The following is a 19,189-nucleotide window of genomic DNA, read 5'->3' as shown; positions in this document are numbered from 1 at the left end:
CTACTTGCGCAGGATCGCCTGCTTGACCTCGGCGATGGCCTTGGTGACCTCGATGCCACGGGGGCACGCCTCGGTGCAGTTGAAGGTGGTGCGGCAGCGCCACACGCCTTCCTTGTCGTTGAGGATGTCCAGACGCGCGTCGCCGGCGTCGTCGCGCGAGTCGAAGATGAACCGGTGCGCGTTGACGATGGCGGCGGGGCCGAAGTACTGCCCGTCGGTCCAGAACACCGGGCACGACGACGTGCACGCGGCGCAGAGGATGCACTTGGTGGTGTCGTCGAAGATCTCGCGGTTCGCGATCGTCTGGATGCGCTCCTTGCCGGGCTCCGCCTTGGTGCCGGCGATGAGGAAGGGCTGCACCTCGCGGTACGACGCGAAGAACGGCTCCATGTCGACGATGAGGTCCTTCTCCAGCGGCAGGCCCTTGATGGCCTCCACGTAGATCGGCTTGGAGATGTCGAGGTCCTTGATGAGCGTCTTGCAGGCCAGGCGGTTACGGCCGTTGATGCGCATCGCGTCGGAGCCGCAGATGCCGTGCGCGCAGGAGCGACGGAAGCTCAGCGACCCGTCGACCTCCCACTTGATCTTGTGGAGGGCGTCGAGGACGCGGTCGGTGGAGTACAGCTCCACGTCGTAGTCCACCCAGCGCGGCTCGGTGTCCTTCTCGGGGTCGAAACGCCGGATGATGAAAGTGACGAGGAACGACTGGATGCCGGTGTCGGGGGCGGCCTCCTCGGCCACCGGAGCGTCCGACGCGGCGATCGCTGTTGCGGCCATGCCTAGTACTTCCTCTCCATCGGCTGGTACCGGGTGATGACGACGGGCTTCCAGTCCAGCCGGATGTGGTCCTCCGGGTGCGAGGAGTGCGGGTCACCCGAGAGGTAGGCCATCGTGTGCTTCATGTAGTTCTCGTCGTCGCGCTTGGGGTAGTCGTCGCGCATGTGGCCGCCGCGGCTCTCCTTGCGGTTGCGGGCGGTGACGACGACGACCTCGGCCAGGTCGAGCAGGAAGCCCAGCTCGACCGCCTCGAGCAGGTCGGTGTTGAACCGCTTGCCCTTGTCGTCGACGTGGACGTTGCGGTAGCGCTCGCGCAGGTCTGCGATGACGTCCATGACCTCGGCGAGCGACTCGTCGGTGCGGAACACCTGGGCCTTGCGGTCCATCTCGTCCTGCAGCGTCTTGCGCAGCACCGCGATCCGCTCGGTGCCGGGGTTGTTGCGCAGGCTCTCGAGCATCTCCCGCACATCCTTGGCGGGGTCTTCGGGCAGCGGCACGAAGTCGGCCGTCTGCACGTACTCGACGGCGTTGCGCCCGGCGCGCTTGCCGAACACGTTGATGTCCAGCAGCGAGTTGGTGCCGAGGCGGTTGGAGCCGTGCACCGAGACGCACGCGCATTCGCCGGCGGCGTAGAGGCCGGGGACGACCGTGGTGTTGTCGGCGAGCACCTCGGCCTTGACGTTGGTGGGGATGCCGCCCATCGCGTAGTGCGCGGTCGGCATGACCGGGACGGGCTCGACGACCGGGTCGACACCGAGGTAGGTGCGGGCGAACTCGGTGATGTCGGGGAGCTTGGTCTCCAGCACCTCGGCGCCCAGGTGCGTGCAGTCCAGCAGCACGTAGTCGCGGTGGGGGCCCGCGCCGCGGCCCTCGGCCACCTCCTGCACCATGCAGCGGCTGACGATGTCGCGCGGGGCGAGGTCCTTGATGGTGGGGGCGTAGCGCTCCATGAAGCGCTCACCCGAGGCGTTGCGCAGGATCGCGCCCTCGCCGCGGGCGCCCTCGGTGAGGAGGATGCCGAGGCCCGCGAGGCCGGTGGGGTGGAACTGGAAGAACTCCATGTCCTCCAGCGGCAGGCCCTTGCGCCAGATGACCCCCACGCCGTCACCGGTGAGGGTGTGGGCGTTGGAAGTGGTCTTGAAGATCTTGCCGAAGCCGCCGGTGGCGAAGATCACGGCCTTGGACTGGAAGACGTGCAGGTCTCCGGTGGCCAGGTCGTAGGCCACGACGCCGGCGACCTGGGTGGAGCCGTCCTCGGCGGTGACCGTGATGAGGTCGAGCACGTAGAACTCGTTGAAGAAGTTGATGCCGAGGCGGACGCAGTTCTGGAACAGCGTCTGCAGGATCATGTGGCCGGTGCGGTCGGCGGCGTAGCACGCACGGCGCACCGGGGTCTTGCCGTGGTCGGCGGTGTGCCCGCCGAAGCGGCGCTGGTCGATCTTGCCCTCGGGGGTGCGGTTGAACGGCAGCCCCATGTTCTCGAGGTCGATGACGGCGTCGATCGCCTCCTTGGCGAGGATCTCCGCGGCATCCTGGTCGACGAGGTAGTCGCCGCCCTTGACCGTGTCGAAGGTGTGCCACTCCCACGAGTCCTCTTCGACGTTGGCCAGGGCCGCCGCCATGCCGCCCTGGGCCGCACCGGTGTGCGAGCGGGTCGGGTAGAGCTTCGTGATCACGGCGGTCTTCGCGCCGGGTCCGGCCTCGATGGCCGCACGCATGCCTGCGCCGCCGGCGCCGACGATCACGATGTCGAACTGGTGGTAGTGGACGCCGTCCTTGACGACGGTGCCAGCGGTTTCCGTACTCACGTGTCAGATGCCTTCGTTCTCTGCTGCGTCGCGCGGCGAAACTACGCCGCGCACTTCTCGATGAGCCACTCGGTCGTGCTGTTCTCGATCCCGAGGCAGGGGTCGAAGGTGAAGACGACCAGCGTGCCGAGGACGATCATGAGGCCCGCCGACAGCCAGATGGCCCAGACCAGCACGCGGCGCGCGGTGGCGCCGGTGACGTAGTCGTTGACGATCGTGCGCATGCCGTTGGCGCCGTGGATGAAGGCCAGCCACAGCATCAGCACGTCCCACCACTGCCAGAACGGCGAGGCGAACTTGCCGGCGACGAATGCGAAGTCGATGCCGTGGATGCCGTCGCCCAGCATGAGGTTGACGAACAGGTGACCGAAGATCAGGACGACCAGCAGCACGCCGGAGGCGCGCATGTAGATCCAGCCCCACTTCTCCAGGTTCGCGCCGCGCTTGCGGGGCGTGGAGTGGGGCGTGCGGGGTGCGGCAAGGGTGTCGGCGCTCATCAGTGGCCCCCTCCCATCTCGGCGAAGACGTTCATGAGGTGACGCGGCGTGAAGCCGAGCATCGTCACCGCCCAGAGGCCGATGACGCCCCACCACAGCTGACGCTGGTAGCGGGCGCCCTTGGACCAGAAGTCCACGAGGATGATGCGCAGGCCGTTGTAGGCGTGGTAGGCGATGGCGGCGACCAGCACCACTTCGCCGATCCCCATGATCGGGTTCTTGTAGGTGCTCATCACCGCGTCGTATGCCTCGGGCGCCACGCGGATGAGTGCGGTGTCCAGCACGTGCACGAGCAGGAAGAAGAAGATCGCGACGCCGGTGATGCGGTGCAGGACCCACGACCACATGCCCTCATTGCCGCGATAGAGCGTGCCGCGAGGGGTTCTGGACGTGGTTTCGCTTGCCGAGGGCGTGACGCGTGCCGGAGCTGCCACTTTCGTCCTCCATGGTCGAAGGGGGATCGGGTCGCTCACACGAGGGGCGGAACCCGCTTGCGTCACAGGGGCGCAGCCTCCATCCTATTCCGGTGAATCCGGGGCGGGCGACATAGGCACGCCTTACCCGGGCGGATGCGTCGGGGTGCGGATGCCGCGTGTGGATAGCCTGGGGGCATGGCCGACACCCTCCCCGACTTCTACGCCGTCATTCCCGCCGGAGGCATCGGGAGCCGCCTGTGGCCGCTCTCGCGTGCCGACGCCCCGAAGTTCCTGCACGATCTGACCGGCTCGGGTCAGACGCTGCTGCGTGACACGTGGGATCGCCTGGAGCCGCTGGCGGGCAGCGACCGCATCGCCGTCGTCACCGGCCGCGCCCACCGCGCCGCCGTCGAGGAGCAGCTGCCGGCCATCCCCGACCGCAACGTGTTCCTCGAGTCCGATCCGCGCGAATCGGCGGCCGCGATCGGACTGGCAGCGGCCATCCTGGTGCGACGCGAGCCCGACGTCATCATCGGCTCGTTCGCCGCCGACCACGTCATCCACGGCACCCGCACGTTCGAATTCGCGGTGCAGCAGGCCGTGGCCGTCGCCCGCGCCGGCTACATCTGCACCATCGGCATCCAGCCGTCGGAGCCGTCGGTGGGCTTCGGCTACATCAAGAAGGACGGCGAGCTGATCGTCGAGGGCGCGCCCGAGGCCGCGGTGGTGGAGCGCTTCGTGGAGAAGCCCGACCTCGACACCGCGAAGGAGTACTTCGCCAACCGGTCGTACCTGTGGAACGCCGGCATGTTCATCTCGCGCGCCGACGTGCTGCTGGCCGAGATCGCCGAGAACGCCCCGGAGCTGCACGCCGGGCTCATCGAGCTCGCCGAGGCCTGGGACGACCGCGACCGCCGCGGCCCGGTCGTGGACCGGGTGTGGCCGACCCTGCCCAAGATCGCCATCGACTACGTCGTGGCCGAGCCTGCGGCCGAGAAGGGCAAGCTCGCCGTCATCCCCGGTCACTTCGACTGGGACGACGTGGGGGACTTCGCGAGCCTCGCGAAACTCAACTCCCACGGCCGCAAGAACGAGCTGGCGATCCTGGGTGAGAACGCCCGCATCCTCTCCGACGCCGCGAGCGGCATCGTGGTGAGCCAGACGAGCCGCGTCATCAGCCTCATCGGGGTGAAGGACATCATCGTCGTCGACACCGACGACGCGCTGCTGGTGACCACGAGCGAGCACGCCCAGCGCGTGAAGGGCGTCGTGGACGCGCTCAAACTGACCGGTCGCGGCGACGTCCTCTGACTCCGCGTGACGGGATGATTGCGTCTTGGTAACCATTCCGCCGCGGAGGGCCTGGGAGCGTGCACAGGTATCGTAACAATCGGTAACGTCAAGGGGCGATCGCGAAATCCGCGAGCCCATCAATGTGGAGGCTGCATTGACCATCTCGACCACCAAAAAGGTCCTCGGTGTCACCGGCGCAGCAGCGCTGCTCGTGGCGCTCGCCGGCTGCGGTTCGGCACCCGAGGAGAACACCGGCGGCAGCGCGGCACCCGAGCCCGCTGACGACTTCAAGCCCTGCCTGATCTCGGACGAAGGCGGGTGGAACGACCGCTCGTTCAACCAGGCCGCCAAGGAAGGCATGGACCGCGCGCTCGAGGAGCTCGACATCGAGGGCATCGAGATGGAGTCGACGACTCCGAACGACTACGCCCCGAACCTCGAGACCCTCGTCTCGGAAGGCTGCACGTTCATCGTGTCGGTCGGGTTCAACCTGTCGGCCGCGACCGTGGAGTCGGCTCTGGCCAACCCCGAGGTCGACTACGCGATCATCGACGACTGGGCAGACAACGACTTCGACGGCACCACCGATGCCCCGAACATCAAGCCCCTCGTCTTCGACACCGCTCAGGCGGCCTACCTCGGCGGCTACGCTGCCGCGGCATGGTCCGAGCAGAACGGCGTGAACAAGGTCGGCACCTTCGGCGGCATGCAGATCCCGTCGGTCGCCGTGTTCATGGACGGCTTCGAGCTCGGTGTCGACAAGTTCAACGAGGACAAGGGCGCTGCCGTCGAGGTCTTCGGTTGGGACTCCGCGTCGCAGGAGGGTCAGTTCACCGGTGGCTTCACCGCGAACGACACCGCCAAGCAGACCGCGCAGGCCGTGCTCGACCAGGGCGTGGACGTCATCCTCCCCGTCGGCGGTCCGATCTACCAGAGCGCGGCAGCGGCCATCGCCGACAGCGGCTCGGACGTGCTGATGCTGGGTGTCGACAAGGACCTCGCCGTCGCCGACGACACCGTCGCCGACATCACGCTGCTGTCGATCATGAAGGCCATCGACGTCGCCGTCTACGACGCGACGCTCGAGGCTGCAGCCGGCGACTTCGACGTGACGCCGTACATCGGCACGCTCGAGAACGAGGGCGTGAAGCTGTCCAGCTTCCACGACTTCGAGGCGGAGCTCCCGGAGGGTCTGCTCGACGAGCTGGCCGCTCTGCAGGAGCAGATCATCGCCGGTGACATCGTGGTGGAGTCGCCGAACTCCCCGTGACCTCGTGAGTCACGCTCGGGGCGAGCAGCGATCACTCGTTGCTCGCCCCGAGCCGTCCCCCACAACGCGCACGTCACGTGTCCCACAAGGATCGACGTGCTGGATAAGGTGCAGTTATGAAGCTCGAGCTACGCGGGATCACAAAGAGATTCGGCAGCCTCGTCGCCAACGACCGGATCGACCTCACCGTCGAACCGGGTGAGATCCACGCGCTCCTGGGTGAGAACGGAGCCGGCAAGTCGACCTTGATGAACGTCCTCTACGGCCTCTACCAGGCTGACGAGGGCGAGATCCTCCTCGATGACGAGGTGCAGCACTTCCGCGGTCCCGGCGACGCCATGGCCGCAGGCATCGGCATGGTGCATCAGCACTTCATGCTGATCCCCGTGTTCACCGTCGCCGAGAACGTGATGCTGGGACACGAGTCCACCAAGGGCCCCGGCGTCCTCGACCTCGCGGCGGCACGGGCGCACGTGCACGCCGTCGCCGACCGGTTCGGGTTCGACATCGACCCCGACGCGATGGTCGGCGACCTGCCCGTCGGGGTGCAGCAGCGCGTGGAGATCATCAAGGCGCTGTCCCGCGATGCCAAGGTGCTCGTCTTCGACGAGCCCACTGCGGTGCTCACGCCCCAGGAGACCGACGAGCTGATGGCGATCATGCGCCAGCTGCGCGACGAGGGCACCTCCATCGTCTTCATCACCCACAAGCTCCGCGAGGTGCGCGAAGTCGCCGACCGCATCACCGTCATCCGGCTCGGCGCCGTGGTGGGCGAGGCTTCGCCGACCGCCACGAACACCGAGCTCGCCTCGCTCATGGTCGGCCGCGCGGTCGAGCTCACCGTGCACAAGCAGCCGCCGCGCATCGGCGAAGGCGGCCTCGAGGTGCGCGACCTGCGGGTGCTCACCCTGGGTGGGACCGTCATCGTCGACGACGTCAACTTCGACGTGCGTCCCGGCGAGGTGCTCGCCATCGCCGGTGTGCAGGGCAACGGGCAGACCGAACTGGTCGAGGCCATCGTCGGGCTCGCCGCCCGGGTGGAGGGCTCCATCAGCCTCGACGGCACCGAGCTCATCGGCAAGACCGTGCGCGGCATCCTCGACGAGGGCGTCGGCTTCGTCCCCGAGGACCGCACCGAGGACGGCCTCGTGGGCGGGTTCTCGGTCGCCGAGAACCTCATCCTCGACCGGTCGTCCGACCCCGCCTTCGTGCGGCTCGGCACGATCAACCGCTCCGCCCTCGACGCCTTCGCCCGCGATCGCATCGAGGAGTACGACATCCGCACGCGCGGGCCGGAGACCCCGGCCGGCACGCTCTCCGGCGGCAACCAGCAGAAGGTCGTCATCGCCCGCGAGCTCAGCCGCGAGCTGCGGCTGCTCGTGGCCGCACAGCCGACCCGTGGCGTCGACGTCGGATCGATCGAGTTCATCCACAAGCGGATCATCGAGACACGGGATGCCGGCGTGCCGGTGATCGTCGTGTCCACCGAGCTCGACGAGGTCACCGCCCTCGCCGATCGCATCGCGGTCATGTATCGCGGCACGATCGTCGGCGTCGTCCCCGGCGACACGCCGCGTGACATCCTCGGCCTGATGATGGCCGGAGCCAGCGACCCGGAGGTGGCAGCATGACCGGCACGACGCCCGGTGCCGAGGATGTGACCAAGGGGCTGCCTCCCGAGCAGCTCCCGCCCGTCAAGAGCCCGCTCACCGGCGAGCCCGACCCGGCGCCGCCCCGCACCAACGTCTTCATCAAGGACCTGCTGCGCGGCAGCGCCGTCACCACGATCCTCGCGATCGTGCTGGCGATGATCGTCGGCGGCATCCTCATCGCCCTCACCGATGACGACGTGCAGGAGTCGGCGGTCTACTTCTTCGCCCGTCCCGGCGACACGTTCGTCGCGATCTGGCAGTCGGTGTACGGCGGGTACGAGGCGCTGTTCCGCGGCGCGGTGTTCAACCCGCGCGGGGCGGACTTCGCCGCGCAGATCCGCCCGCTGACCAACTCCCTCGGCTTCGCCGCACCGCTGATCGCCGCCGGTCTCGGTGTCGCGCTGGCGTTCCGCGTGGGCCTGTTCAACATCGGCGCCCGCGGTCAGATGCTGGTCGGCGCGATCTTCGCGGCCTTCTTCGCCTTCAACCTCGACATGCCCATCTGGGCGCACCTGCCCCTGACGCTGCTGGCCGGCATCCTCGGCGGAGCGATCTGGGGCGGCATCGTGGGCCTGCTCAAGGCCCGCACCGGCGCCCACGAGGTGATCCTCACGATCATGCTCAACTACGTGGCGTACTACCTGCTGCTGTGGATGATCCGCACACCCGGACTGCTGCAGAAGCCGGGGACCAACCAGCCGATCACCTCGGCCACCCCCGAGTCGGCGCAGTTCCCCGACCTGTTCGGGCCGGCCTTCCCGCTGCTGGACTGGGGCTTCATCGTCGTCATCATCGCGACGCTCATCGTCTGGTGGGTGGTGGAGTACTCCAGCCTCGGTGTGCGCATGCGCGCCGTGGGTGAGAACCCGTTCGCCGCGCGCGCCGCCGGCATCAGCGTGCAGCGCATCTACATCTACGCGATGCTCTTCGCCGGTGGCCTGGCGGGCCTGGCCGCGATGAACCAGATCCAGGGGTCGGTGACCACCGGCTTCACCGGCACCATCGACGCCGGCATCGGCTTCGACGCGATCACCGTCGCCCTGCTCGGCCGCAGCCGCGCGTGGGGCACCTTCGCCGCCGGCATCCTGTTCGGGGCGCTCAAGGCCGGGTCGTTCTCGATGCAGGCCCAGGGTATCCCGGTCGACATCGTGCTGGTCGTGCAGGCGCTCATCGTGCTGCTGATCGCGGCGCCGCCACTGCTGCGCACGATCTTCTTCCTGCCCAAGACCGACGCGGAGAAGGCTGCCAAGGCGCGAGCCAAGGCCGCGAAGAAGGCGGTGACGGCATGACCGCTCAGGCTCCCGCCGCATCCGGCATGACGCTCACCACCGTCAAGCAGCGTCACCTGAAGCTGCCCATCGTGCTGGGGATCGTCACCCTGCTGCTGGCGGTGCTGTTCCTGCTCGCCCCGCGCGACGGCGTCAGCACCTTCCGCCTCGGCGATGCCACCTCGGCGATCGTGCTGCCCGAGGTGGAATTGCCGACGGCGACCACCAGCTGGCTGCTGCTGGTCATGCTCGTGCTGCTCACGGCATGGTCGGCCTGGGATGCCTGGTCGTACCGCCGTCCGGCGCTGTGGCTGCCCATCGTCTTCGGCCTCCTGGCCGTGTTCGCGTTCCTGGTGTGGGCCGCCGCCGACGGGCTCGTGCCCGTCACCGGCCTGCTGTTCGGCGCCATCTCGCTGTCGGTGCCGCTGGTCTTCGGCGCCCTCGGCGGTGTCATCGGCGAACGCGTCGGCGTGGTCAACGTCGCCATCGAGGGCCAGCTGCTGCTGGGGGCGTTCTCCTCGGCGCTGCTGTCGTCGATCACCGGCAACCCCTTCATCGGCCTCATCGGCGCGATGATGGGCGGCGTTCTGGTGTCGTTCGTGCTGGCCGCCTTCGCGATCAAGTACCTCGTCGACCAGGTCATCGTCGGTGTCGTGCTCAACGTGCTCGTCACCGGCCTCACCGGCTTCCTCTACGGCGCGCTGCTGGTGCCCAACGAGGAGCAGCTCAACCGGCCGGTGCGCTTCACGCGCCTGGAGATCCCGCTGCTGAGCGACATCCCGATCATCGGCCCGGTGCTGTTCAACCAAACCTTCCTCGTGTACCTCATGTACATCACGGTGGCCGTCGTCGCGTGGGCGCTGTACCGCACCCGCTGGGGCCTGCGGCTGCGCGCCGTGGGCGAGCACCCGCAGGCGGCCGACACCGTCGGCATCAAGGTGAACGTGTCCCGCTTCTGGAACGTGTCGCTGGCCGGCGCCATCGCCGGTATGGGCGGGGCGTACTTCACGCTGGTGTCGGTGCCGCAGTTCACGAAGGAGATGACCGCGGGCCTCGGCTTCATCGCCCTGGCGGCGGTGATCTTCGGTCGCTGGGATCCGCTGCGCGCAGCCCTCGCGGCGCTGCTGTTCGGCTTTGCCACGAACCTGCAGAACCTGCTGACGGCCCTGCGTACGCCCATCCCCAGCGAGTTCATGCTGATGCTCCCGTACGTGGTGACCATCATCGCCGTCGCCGGATTCGCCGGGCAGATCCGCGGACCCGCAGCGGCCGGCAAGCCGTACATCAAGGGTTGACAATGACCGATATCGATTGGGACCATCTCCGCGCCGTCGCGACGGAGGCCATGCAGCGGGCGTACGCCCCGTACTCGCGCTACCGCGTCGGAGCCGCCGCACTCGTGACCGACGGCCGCATCGTCGCCGGCTGCAACGTCGAGAACGCCTCTTACGGCGTGGGCCTGTGCGCTGAATGCGCGCTCGTGGGCGACCTGCAGATGTCCGGCGGCGGGCAGCTCGTCGCCTTCGTCTGCGTCAACAACGACGGGCAGACCATCATGCCCTGCGGCCGCTGCCGACAGCTGCTGTACGAATTCGCCCTGCCGGGCATGCTGCTGGAGACCGTCTCCGGCATCCGCACGATCGACGAGGTGCTGCCCGACGCGTTCGGGCCCCGCGACCTCGAGGAGGCTTCCCGATGAGTTCCGAGCACGTCGAGCCGTTCGACGCCGTCGACGTCATCCGCGCCAAGCGCGATGGCGGCGCGGTGCCCGACGATGCCCTGCGGTGGATGGTGGACGCCTTCACCCGCGGCTACGTCGCCGACGCGCAGATGGCGTCGTTCGCGATGGCGGTGCTGCTCAACGGCATGCAGCGGCGTGAGATTCGCGTGCTCACCGACGCGATGATCGCCTCGGGGGAGCGGATGAGCTTCGCCTCGCTCGGCAAGCCCACCGTCGACAAGCACTCCACCGGTGGCGTCGGCGACAAGATCACCCTGCCGCTCGCACCGTTGGTGGCCTCTTTCGGCGTCGCCGTGCCGCAGCTGTCGGGACGCGGTCTCGGTCACACCGGCGGGACGCTGGACAAGCTCGAGTCGATCCCCGGCTGGCGCGCCGCCCTCACCAACGACGAGCTGTTCGCCCAGCTGCGCGACATCGGCGCCGTCATCTGCGCCGCCGGCTCGGGCCTGGCCCCGGCCGACAAGCGGCTCTACGCGCTGCGCGATGTCACCGGCACCGTCGAGGCCATCCCGCTCATCGCCTCGAGCATCATGTCCAAGAAGATCGCCGAAGGCACCGACGCGCTCGTGCTCGACGTGAAGTTCGGCGGCGGCGCGTTCATGCGCGATGTCGACAAGGCCCGCGAGCTCGCCCGCACCATGGTGGCGCTGGGCACCGACTCGGGGGTCGCGACCACGGCGCTGCTCACCGACATGAACACCCCGCTCGGCCTCGCGATCGGCAACGCCAACGAGGTGCGCGAATCCGTCGAGGTGCTCGCCGGCGGCGGCCCCGCCGACATCGTCGAGCTCACCGTCGCACTCGCCCGCGAGATGCTCACCCTCGCCGGTCAGCCCGACGCCGACGTCGAAGCGGCGCTGCGCGACGGCCGCGCGATGGACACGTGGCGTGCGATGATCCGCGCGCAGGACGGCGACCCGGATGCCGCGCTCCCCGAGCCCCGGGAGACGCACACCGTCACCGCCGGCTCCTCCGGCATCCTCACCCGTCTCGACGCTCTGCCGTTCGGCATCGCGGCGTGGCGGCTGGGCGCCGGCCGCGCCCGCGCGCAGGACCCCGTGCTGCACGCCGCGGGCATCGACCTGCACGTCAAGCCCGGCGACACGGTGACCGAGGGTCAGCCGTTGTTCACCTTGCTGGCCGATGATGACAAGCGGTTCGCCCGCGCCTTCGACGCCCTCGAGGGCGCATGGGAGATCGGCGACACGGCTCCGCCCGCCCGCCCGCTCGTGCTCGAGCGCATCACCGCCTGAACCGCACCGAACGAAGGAAGCCGCCATGGCCATCGATCAGAACGACGACGTCCGCGTGCAGGGAGTCTCGATCCGCGAGCTGCCGAAGGTCTCGCTGCACGATCACCTCGACGGCGCGGTGCGCCCGGCGACGATCATCGAGCTCGCCGACGCGATCTCGCTCGAGGTCCCCGAGACCGACGCCGGCGCCCTCGCCGACTGGTTCGAGGAGCGCAGCGACTCGGGCTCCCTCGTGGAGTACCTGAAGACGTTCGACCTGACCACGGCCGTCATGCAGACCCGCGAGGGCCTGACACGCGTGGCACGGGAATTCGTCGAGGACCTCGCCGCCGACGGCGTGGTCTACGGCGAGGTGCGCTGGGCACCCGAGCAGCACCTGCAGGGCGGACTGACCCTCGAAGAGGTCGTCGAAGCCGTGCAGGAGGGCATCGAAGAGGGTGAGGATGCCGTCGAGGCGGCGGGCCGCGACATCCGCGTGGGTCAGCTGATCACCGCGATGCGCCACACCGACCGCTCGCTGGAGATTGCGAAGCTCGCGGTCGATTTCCGCACGCGCGGCGCGGTCGGCTTCGACATCGCCGGCCCCGAGGACGGCTTCCCGCCGTCCAACCACCGTGCGGCATTCGACTACCTCGCGTCGCAGTTCTTCCCCGTCACGGTGCACGCCGGAGAGGCGGCCGGGCTCGACTCGATCCGCTCGGCGCTCATCGACGGGCGCGCGCTGCGCCTCGGTCACGGCGTGCGCATCGCGGAGGACCTCGAAGTCGTCTCCCGCGAGGGCGAAGAGGTGTTCGTGCAGCTGGGCGACCTCGCGCGCTGGGTGCGCGACCGCGAGATCCCGCTCGAGCTGTCGCCCTCGTCGAACCTGCAGACCGGCGCGATCGAGCGGTGGGGCAAGGAACTCGAGGACCACCCGTTCGACCTGCTCTACCAGCTGGGCTTCTCGGTGACGGTGAACGTCGACAACCGCACGCAGAGCGGCACCTCGCTCACGCGCGAGCTGGCGCTGCTGGCGGAGACGTTCGAGTACGACCTCGGCGATCTGGAGGCGTTCCAGCTGAACGCCGCAGCCGCCGCGTTCCTCTCGGTCGAGGAGCGCGAGGAGCTCATCGAGCTCATCGCCGACGGCTTCGCCCGCTGACCGCGGGGGCTCACCTCACCGCCGCCGCCGCGCGTCGCCGGCGTCCGGGCCGGTTTGGGGCGCGTATCGGGTGACGGCCGGCGTCCGGGCCGGTTTGGGGCGCGTATCGGGTGACGGGCCGGCGTCCGGGCCGGTTCGGGGCGCGTATCGGGTGACGGGCCGGCGTCCGGGCCGGTTTGGGGCGCGTATCGGGTGACGGGCCGGCGCTTGAGCCGGTGCGGGGATGCCGGAGGCCGCGTCAGCGGCGCGCGACGCCGGGGTGCGTGTCGAGGTATGCCTCGAAGGCCTCGGCACTGGTGAGGGCGGGCGTGTAGCCGAACTCGCGCTTGAGCGCATCGTTGGCGAGCACCGGCCGGTAGCGGAGGAAGCCCACCTGCTCGGGTCCGTGCACCGTGAGCCGCAGCGCCCGCCCCACCCGCAGCGCCGCCGCGAGTGCGCCGGGCGGCACCGAGACGACGGGCTTGCGCAGCCGCGCGGCGATCTCATGAACGGTCAGCCGGCCGTCACCGGCGACGTTGTAGACCCCGGGCGGACCGTCGGTGGCGCCGCGGGCCATGGCTGCGGCCACGTCGTCGACCCACACGAACACGAACGGCGAGTCCGAGCCGCGCACGGCGAGAACGCCGCGGCCGTCCCACAGGGCGGTGATCTGGTTCGCCACCGTGGGGCCGAGGATCGTCCCGATGCGGAACACCACCTGCTCCAGCTCCGGGTGGGCCATGCGGTACCCGGCCAGCAGCTGCTCGACGAGTCGCTTGTGCTTGGCGTAGGGGAACTCCTCGTTGCCGCGCACCGGGTGCTCCTCGCGGAGCCACTCCGGGTTGTCGGGGTGGTAGCCGTAGGCCGCGCCCGACGACGACACGACGACGCGTCGCACCCCCGCCTCGAGGCACGCCTCGAGCACATGGCGGGTGCCGTCGACGTCGACGCGGTACTCCAGGTCGTGATCGCGCCCGGGGCTCACGATGGCGGCCAGGTGCACCACCACGTCGATGCCGTGGCGCAGGAGCATCGGCGCGATGCCGTCGGGGCTCGTCACGTCGAGGGTCTCGTACACGACGCCCGGCACCGGGGCGGCCGGGGTGCGCACGTCGCCGGCGACGACGAGGTCCACCCCGGCGGCCGCGCGGAGCGCTGCGGTCACGTGGGTGCCGAGGAATCCGCCGCCGCCGGTCACCAGTACCCGCCCGCCCGCCGCCGCTCCCGTCACGACGCGCTCCTTTCGTCGCCGGTCACGCCGTGGTCGCGACGCGCGTCGCCGACCGTGGCGTGGCGTGACGCATCGCCCGTGGCCGACCCGGTGCGCCGGCGGGTGTGACGCGCCCACAGGGCCGCCACGACGAGGCCGGCGATGATGTCCCAGATGCCCCACCAGCCGGCGACGATGGCCATGCCGCCGAGCCCGCCGAAGAAGGTGAACACGAGTCCCAGCCCGAGACCGGCGTTGCGGATGCCGACTTCGAACGTCATCGCCTTGCGCTCACGGGTGCCCAGGCCCCCCGCGACGGCGGTGCCGTACCCGATCGCGAGCGCGACGGCGTCGTGGATCGTGACGACCACGATGATGATCCCGAGGAAGGCGACGAAGTACGCCCAGTTGCCCGCGAGCGCTGCCACGATGAATCCGACCAGCGCGAGGAGCGAGAACCACTTCACGAACGGTTGCACCCGGCGGGCGACGCGGGGGAGCTTCTCGCGTACCGCGAGGCCGATGAGGAAGGGCACGCCGATGATGAGGAGGATCTCCAGCAGCATCTGCCAGCCGTTCAGCGACACCGCCGAGAGCAGCTCGCGGGTGTCGGCCCGCAGCGATCCCCAGAAGGCGATGCTGAAGGGCAGCACGACGATGTAGAGGAGGTTGCCCACCGCCGTCATCGACACCGACAGCGCGACGTTGCCGCCCGAGCGATGCGTGAGCACCTGCGAGATGTTCCCGGGCGGGCAGCAGGCCACGAGGATCATGCCCAGTGCCATCGACGGGCTCACCGGCAGCACGAGCGTGAGGCCGAGCGTGACCGCGGGCAGCACCAGCAGCTGCGCGAGGATGGCGATGGCGAACGGCTTCGGCTTGCGGGCGACGATCCTGAAGTCGTCCAGCGAGGTGTCCAGGGCGATGCCCAGCATGATGAGTGCCAGCACCACGTTGAGGATCATGAGCGTGCCGGGGGTGAAGTTGAGGATCACCTCGTCGGGGTTCATGCCGACACCCGCTTCGCGACGCGCTCCACGCCACCGCGCCGCGGCGGCGCGCTCGCGCGGAGCGCCTCGGTCGCGTCGCGGACGGCGCGGCGGTAGGCGTCCTTGTTCACGTAGTACGACATGCGCTCGAGCCCCAGGTACCGGTAGCCGCCGGTGAGATCGGGCCAGGGGGCGGCATCCACCCGCGCCCGGAACTCCCGCTGCCGCTCGGCGGGCGCGGCGAGGTACGCCGCGATCAGCTCCGCCTGCTCGTACCGGCCCTGCCAGCCGATGCCGGAGGCCTCGATCATGCCCATGACGAAGAGCCCGCGAAACGCCGGCGGGAAGACGTTGAGGTACAGCTGCGGTGACCAGCCGCGCCAATTGAGCTCGGCGCGATCGACGAACGGGTAGTCCAGCGTGTAGCCGGTCGCCAGCAGCACGGTGTCGTAATCGCCCGACGTGCCGTCGCGGAAGTGCACCGTGGTGCCGTCGAAGCGCGCGATGTCGGGGCGGATGCGCAGGTCGCCCTGCCCGAGGTGGTTCAGCAGCAGGGTGTTGACGACGGGGTGCGATTCGTAGATGCGGTAGTCCGGCCGGGGGAAGCCGAACCGCGCCGGGTCGCCGGTGAAGGCCCGCAGCACCCGGGTGTCGATGAACTGCTTGATGCGCGCCGGCAGCGGCCGGCCCTGGTTGAGGGTGTCCGACGGCCTGCCGAAGAGGTACCGGGGCACGAAGTAGTAGCCGCGGCGCACGCTCATGTCGACGGATGCCGCGTGGTGCACGGCATCCACCGCGATGTCGCAGCCCGAATTGCCTGCGCCGATGATGAGCACCCTCCGGCCGGCGAGCGAACTCGCGCGCTTGTAGGTGCTGGTGTGCCGCAGGTCGCCGGTGTAGGTGCCCGGGAACTCCGGCATGTGGGGCTCGGCGAGGGTGCCGTTGGCGAGGATCACACCCGCGTACGTCTCGGTGCGCGCTCCCTCAGGCCCGGTCGCCGTCACCTGCCACGACCCGTCGTCCTGGCGGGAGACGTCGGTGACCCGGGTGTCGAAGCGGAACCGCTCGGTCAGACCGAACCGCTCGGCGTAGTCGCGGAAGTACTGCAGGAGGGTGCGGTGTCCCGGGTAGTCGACGGAGGTCGCCATCGGGAACTCCGCGAACTGGGTGGTCGTGCGGGAGGAGATGAGATGCGCGGACTCGTACATCGTGGAGCGGGGGTTGTCGATGTCCCAGAGCCCGCCGACGCCGCCGGCGGCCTCGTAGCCGTCCCATTCCAGTCCTGCCCGTGACAGGGCTCGTGCGATGGCCAGGCCCGATGGGCCGGCGCCGATGACGGCATAGTGCGCGTGCATGTTCTCCCCAGACTTCGTCGTCCAGGGTCGATGTTAGCGCCTGTTAACCGAGACCCTGCGCGACGAAGGCGCCCAGCTCATCGGCGATGCGCGCCGCCATCTCGTCGTCGGTGATGGTCGGTGTGCCATCGCCGGCCTGCGGACCGTACGCGCCGAACGACGCGTGCGAGGCGCCGTCGATCTCCACCATGTCGGCGTCGGCGGGCAGCAGATGCCGCGCGTCGGCGATCTTCTCCGGGGTCGAGAGGCCGTCCTCGCTGCCGGCGAGACTCACGACCGCAAGGTCGCTGGCGGCCAGATCGGTGGCGCAGTACGAGGCGAACAGAGCCAGCGCATCGGCATCCGCCGCCAGCTGGCAGGCGCGCACGCCGCCCAGGGAGTGCCCGCCGACAATCCACGTCGACACGTCCGGAGCGAGGGACGTGAACGCATCGAGGCCGCGCAGGTCGAAGAAGGCGAGGTTCAGCCAGGGTTTGGTGATGACCACCGTCACACCGTCCTCGGCGACGACGTCGGCGAGGGTCGCGGCGTAAGCCCACGGGTCTACCTTCGCGCCCGGGATGAACACCAGGCCGGTGTCGGACGGGCCATCGGCGGGCGAGAGCACGATGCCGGCGGCGTCGTCGGTGATCGAGATGCGCTCATCTGCGCGCACCGCCGCGAGGGGTTCGGGCTCGGCGGCCATGACGCCGACCTGGGTCCACACGACGACGCCCACGACCGCGGCCACGACGAGCGCGCCGAGGCAGAGGAGCACCCAGCGCAGGATGCGTCGGCCTCGGCGCGGGCGGGTCGGCGCCGCGTGAGGGCCCGGAGTCGCCTCCGTGCCCTCACGCGGCACGTCCTCGCCGGCGCTCAGGACAGCGCGCCCTGGCGTGCCTGCACGGCGGAGAGCACGGCAGAGAACAGCGGGTGGTCGGGCTCGAGGCCGGTGACGGATGCCGTGAACGTCGCGGCATCCTGCTCGCGCAGCAGCCGCTGCATGTCGACCGACTGCGGGTCTTCCGGGTCGTCGAATTCGAGCGCGGCGGCCATGGCGGCCACGAGCCCGGCCACCGGCAGACCGCGTTCGGCGGCTTCGGCCGCGGGGCCCACGAACCGCTCGTGCCGCGAGAGCTTGCGCAGCGGCTGACGGCCCACCCGCCACACCGTGTCGGGGAGGGCGGGGTTGGCGAACCGGCGCAGGATCGTGGCGCGGTACTCGGCCATCTCCTGCGGGTCGAGCCCGTGCTTGGCGACCAGCAGCGCCGAGGTCTCCTCGAGCGCGGCGGCGACGGCGGTGGCGATGGCGGGGTCCGACAGCGCGGCGGCGATCGTGTCGACGCCGGCGCGGGCGCCGAAGTACGCCGTCGCGGCGTGGCCGGTGTTCACCGTGAACAGCTTGCGCTCGATGTAGGGGGCGAGGTCGCCGACGAAGTGCGCCCCGGGGATCGAGGGCAGCTCGCCGCCGAAGGGTGCGCTCTCGATGGCCCACTCGTAGAACGGCTCCACCGTGACGTCCACGCCCTCGCCGGGTGCCTGGGCGGGCACGATGCGGTCGACGGCGGTGTTGGCGAAGATCGCCCGGCCGGCGATGGCATCCCAGCCGTCCTCCGCCTGCGCCCGGATCTCGTCGCGGAGCACGTCGGTGGCATTGATCGCGTTCTCGCACGCCATGATCTGCAGCGGCGGGAGCGCGGGGTCGCGCATCGCGAGGCCCGCCACGATGTGCGGGGCGACGAAGCGCAGCACGGTGGGGCCGACCGCGGTGGTGACGACGTCGGCCGTGGCGACCTCGTCGATGACCTGCTGCGGGTCGGTCTGGCTGTTGATCGCGCGGAAGCCGGTCACGACCTTGTCGGTGCCGCCGTCGCCGACCTCGTGCACGGTGTACGAGTCGGCGTCGTTGATCGCGTCGACCAGCGCCTCCTGCACGTCGGAGAAGACGAGGTCGTAGCCGCCCTCGTGCAGCAGGAGGCCGACGAACCCGCGCCCGATGTTGCCGGCTCCGAAGTGGACGGCCTTCATGATGCGTTGACGGTCGACAGGAGGGCGTACAGCTCTTCGGGCGTCTGGGCCTGCTTGAGCTTTGCCACCTCGTCGTCGTCGGAGAAGAGCAGGGCGATCTGGGACAGGATCTCGAGGTGCTCGTCGCCCTTGCCGGCGATGCCCACGACGAAGGTCACCGGGTTGCCGTCCCAGTCCACGCCGCCGTCGTAGCGCACGAACGACAGGGCGGAGTCGAGGATCGTGTCCTTGGTCTCGTTGGTGCCGTGGGGGATGGCCAGCTCATTGCCCATGTAGGTCGAGACCGTCTCTTCGCGCTGCTGCATCGCGTCGTAGTACGCGCCCGTGACGGCGCCGGCGGCCTGCAGGATGTCGGCGGCCTCCTTCATCGCGTCTTCGCGGCTCACCGATCCCTGATGGATGCGGACCTGTCCCACGCTCAGCACGTCACGTGCCATGTCTTGCCCCTTTCCTCGGACGGATGCCGCGGCATCCGCCCTTCCACTGTCGCAGGTCGTGCGCCACCCGACGAGGGCTTGCGCACTGCCCGGCGA

Annotated in this window: 18 protein-coding genes; 8 read left to right on the top strand and 10 right to left on the bottom strand. The window is 69.6% G+C overall.

Features of this window, described 5'->3' with window-relative positions:
• Genes ACFVR6_RS09520 through sdhC form a run of 4 tightly spaced genes read right to left on the bottom strand, consistent with a single transcriptional unit; the run spans window position 1 to window position 3,516 of the window.
• Window positions 1-777 (bottom strand): succinate dehydrogenase iron-sulfur subunit, encoded by a 777-nt coding sequence (locus tag ACFVR6_RS09520; RefSeq protein WP_386961846.1) that lies wholly within the window; start codon window positions 775-777, stop codon window positions 1-3.
• Between the two features lie 2 nt (window positions 778-779).
• Entirely contained in the window at window positions 780-2,585 is a 1,806-nt protein-coding gene (gene sdhA / locus ACFVR6_RS09515; protein WP_386961844.1) for a succinate dehydrogenase flavoprotein subunit, read from the bottom strand.
• 41 nt (window positions 2,586-2,626) lie between these two features.
• Entirely contained in the window at window positions 2,627-3,082 is a 456-nt protein-coding gene (locus tag ACFVR6_RS09510; RefSeq protein WP_386961841.1) for a succinate dehydrogenase hydrophobic membrane anchor subunit, read from the bottom strand.
• Window positions 3,082-3,516 carry a succinate dehydrogenase, cytochrome b556 subunit gene (gene sdhC / locus ACFVR6_RS09505; protein ID WP_386961839.1) on the bottom strand — a complete coding sequence of 145 codons (435 nt, stop codon included), beginning with the start codon at window positions 3,514-3,516 and terminating at the stop codon, window positions 3,082-3,084. Before sdhC ends, ACFVR6_RS09510 begins: the two co-directional genes overlap by 1 nt.
• 177 nt (window positions 3,517-3,693) lie before the next feature.
• On the opposite strand from sdhC, the gene ACFVR6_RS09500 reads away from it, so the two are divergent.
• The 8 genes from ACFVR6_RS09500 (at window position 3,694) to ACFVR6_RS09465 (ending at window position 13,116) form a co-directional block, all read left to right on the top strand.
• Window positions 3,694-4,809 carry a mannose-1-phosphate guanylyltransferase gene (locus tag ACFVR6_RS09500; RefSeq protein WP_386961836.1) on the top strand — a complete coding sequence of 372 codons (1,116 nt, stop codon included), beginning with the start codon at window positions 3,694-3,696 and terminating at the stop codon, window positions 4,807-4,809.
• Between the two features lie 136 nt (window positions 4,810-4,945).
• Window positions 4,946-6,061 carry a BMP family lipoprotein gene (locus tag ACFVR6_RS09495; protein ID WP_386961834.1) on the top strand — a complete coding sequence of 372 codons (1,116 nt, stop codon included), beginning with the start codon at window positions 4,946-4,948 and terminating at the stop codon, window positions 6,059-6,061.
• Window positions 6,062-6,177: 116 nt separating this feature from the next.
• Window positions 6,178-7,692, top strand: a complete 1,515-nt coding sequence (locus ACFVR6_RS09490) for an ABC transporter ATP-binding protein (RefSeq protein ID WP_386961831.1) — start codon at window positions 6,178-6,180, stop codon at window positions 7,690-7,692.
• Complete coding sequence (locus tag ACFVR6_RS09485; RefSeq protein WP_386961829.1) at window positions 7,689-9,002, top strand: ABC transporter permease; 1,314 nt, start codon at window positions 7,689-7,691, stop codon at window positions 9,000-9,002. The genes ACFVR6_RS09490 and ACFVR6_RS09485 overlap by 4 nt, the downstream gene beginning before the upstream one ends.
• Complete coding sequence (locus ACFVR6_RS09480; RefSeq protein WP_386961826.1) at window positions 8,999-10,276, top strand: ABC transporter permease; 1,278 nt, start codon at window positions 8,999-9,001, stop codon at window positions 10,274-10,276. Before ACFVR6_RS09485 ends, ACFVR6_RS09480 begins: the two co-directional genes overlap by 4 nt.
• 2 nt (window positions 10,277-10,278) lie before the next feature.
• Entirely contained in the window at window positions 10,279-10,680 is a 402-nt protein-coding gene (locus tag ACFVR6_RS09475) for a cytidine deaminase (protein ID WP_386961823.1), read from the top strand.
• Window positions 10,677-11,975 carry a thymidine phosphorylase gene (locus ACFVR6_RS09470; RefSeq protein ID WP_386961820.1) on the top strand — a complete coding sequence of 433 codons (1,299 nt, stop codon included), beginning with the start codon at window positions 10,677-10,679 and terminating at the stop codon, window positions 11,973-11,975. Before ACFVR6_RS09475 ends, ACFVR6_RS09470 begins: the two co-directional genes overlap by 4 nt.
• Before the next feature lie 25 nt (window positions 11,976-12,000).
• On the top strand, window positions 12,001-13,116 hold the full coding sequence (locus tag ACFVR6_RS09465) for an adenosine deaminase (RefSeq protein WP_386961817.1): 1,116 nt from the start codon (window positions 12,001-12,003) through the stop codon (window positions 13,114-13,116).
• Window positions 13,117-13,354: 238 nt separating this feature from the next.
• On the opposite strand, the gene ACFVR6_RS09460 is transcribed toward ACFVR6_RS09465, so the two are convergent.
• The 6 genes from ACFVR6_RS09460 to ACFVR6_RS09435 all read right to left on the bottom strand — a co-directional run bounded on the left by ACFVR6_RS09460 (window position 13,355) and on the right by ACFVR6_RS09435 (window position 19,093).
• Window positions 13,355-14,326 (bottom strand): SDR family oxidoreductase, encoded by a 972-nt coding sequence (locus ACFVR6_RS09460; protein WP_386961814.1) that lies wholly within the window; start codon window positions 14,324-14,326, stop codon window positions 13,355-13,357.
• On the bottom strand, window positions 14,323-15,315 hold the full coding sequence (locus ACFVR6_RS09455) for a bile acid:sodium symporter family protein (protein WP_386961811.1): 993 nt from the start codon (window positions 15,313-15,315) through the stop codon (window positions 14,323-14,325). Before ACFVR6_RS09455 ends, ACFVR6_RS09460 begins: the two co-directional genes overlap by 4 nt.
• The gene (locus ACFVR6_RS09450) at window positions 15,312-16,649 is read right to left on the bottom strand and encodes a flavin-containing monooxygenase (protein ID WP_386961808.1); all 1,338 of its coding nucleotides are present in this window, start codon (window positions 16,647-16,649) and stop codon (window positions 15,312-15,314) included. The genes ACFVR6_RS09455 and ACFVR6_RS09450 overlap by 4 nt, the downstream gene beginning before the upstream one ends.
• A 43-nt stretch (window positions 16,650-16,692) precedes the next feature.
• Window positions 16,693-17,406, bottom strand: a complete 714-nt coding sequence (locus ACFVR6_RS09445) for an alpha/beta hydrolase (RefSeq protein ID WP_386961805.1) — start codon at window positions 17,404-17,406, stop codon at window positions 16,693-16,695.
• Between the two features lie 98 nt (window positions 17,407-17,504).
• On the bottom strand, window positions 17,505-18,656 hold the full coding sequence (locus ACFVR6_RS09440) for a mannitol-1-phosphate 5-dehydrogenase (protein ID WP_386961802.1): 1,152 nt from the start codon (window positions 18,654-18,656) through the stop codon (window positions 17,505-17,507).
• A complete protein-coding gene (locus ACFVR6_RS09435; protein ID WP_386961799.1) occupies window positions 18,653-19,093 on the bottom strand; it encodes a PTS sugar transporter subunit IIA in 441 nt (146 codons plus the stop codon). Before ACFVR6_RS09435 ends, ACFVR6_RS09440 begins: the two co-directional genes overlap by 4 nt.
• Between the last annotated feature and the right edge of the window lie 96 nt (window positions 19,094-19,189).

This window comes from Microbacterium sp. NPDC058021 (assembly GCF_042885955.1).
In the GTDB taxonomy this organism is placed as follows: Bacteria; Actinomycetota; Actinomycetes; order Actinomycetales; family Microbacteriaceae; genus Microbacterium.
Note: the sequence above shows the minus strand (reverse complement) of the source record. Positions and strands in the feature narration are given on the sequence as shown.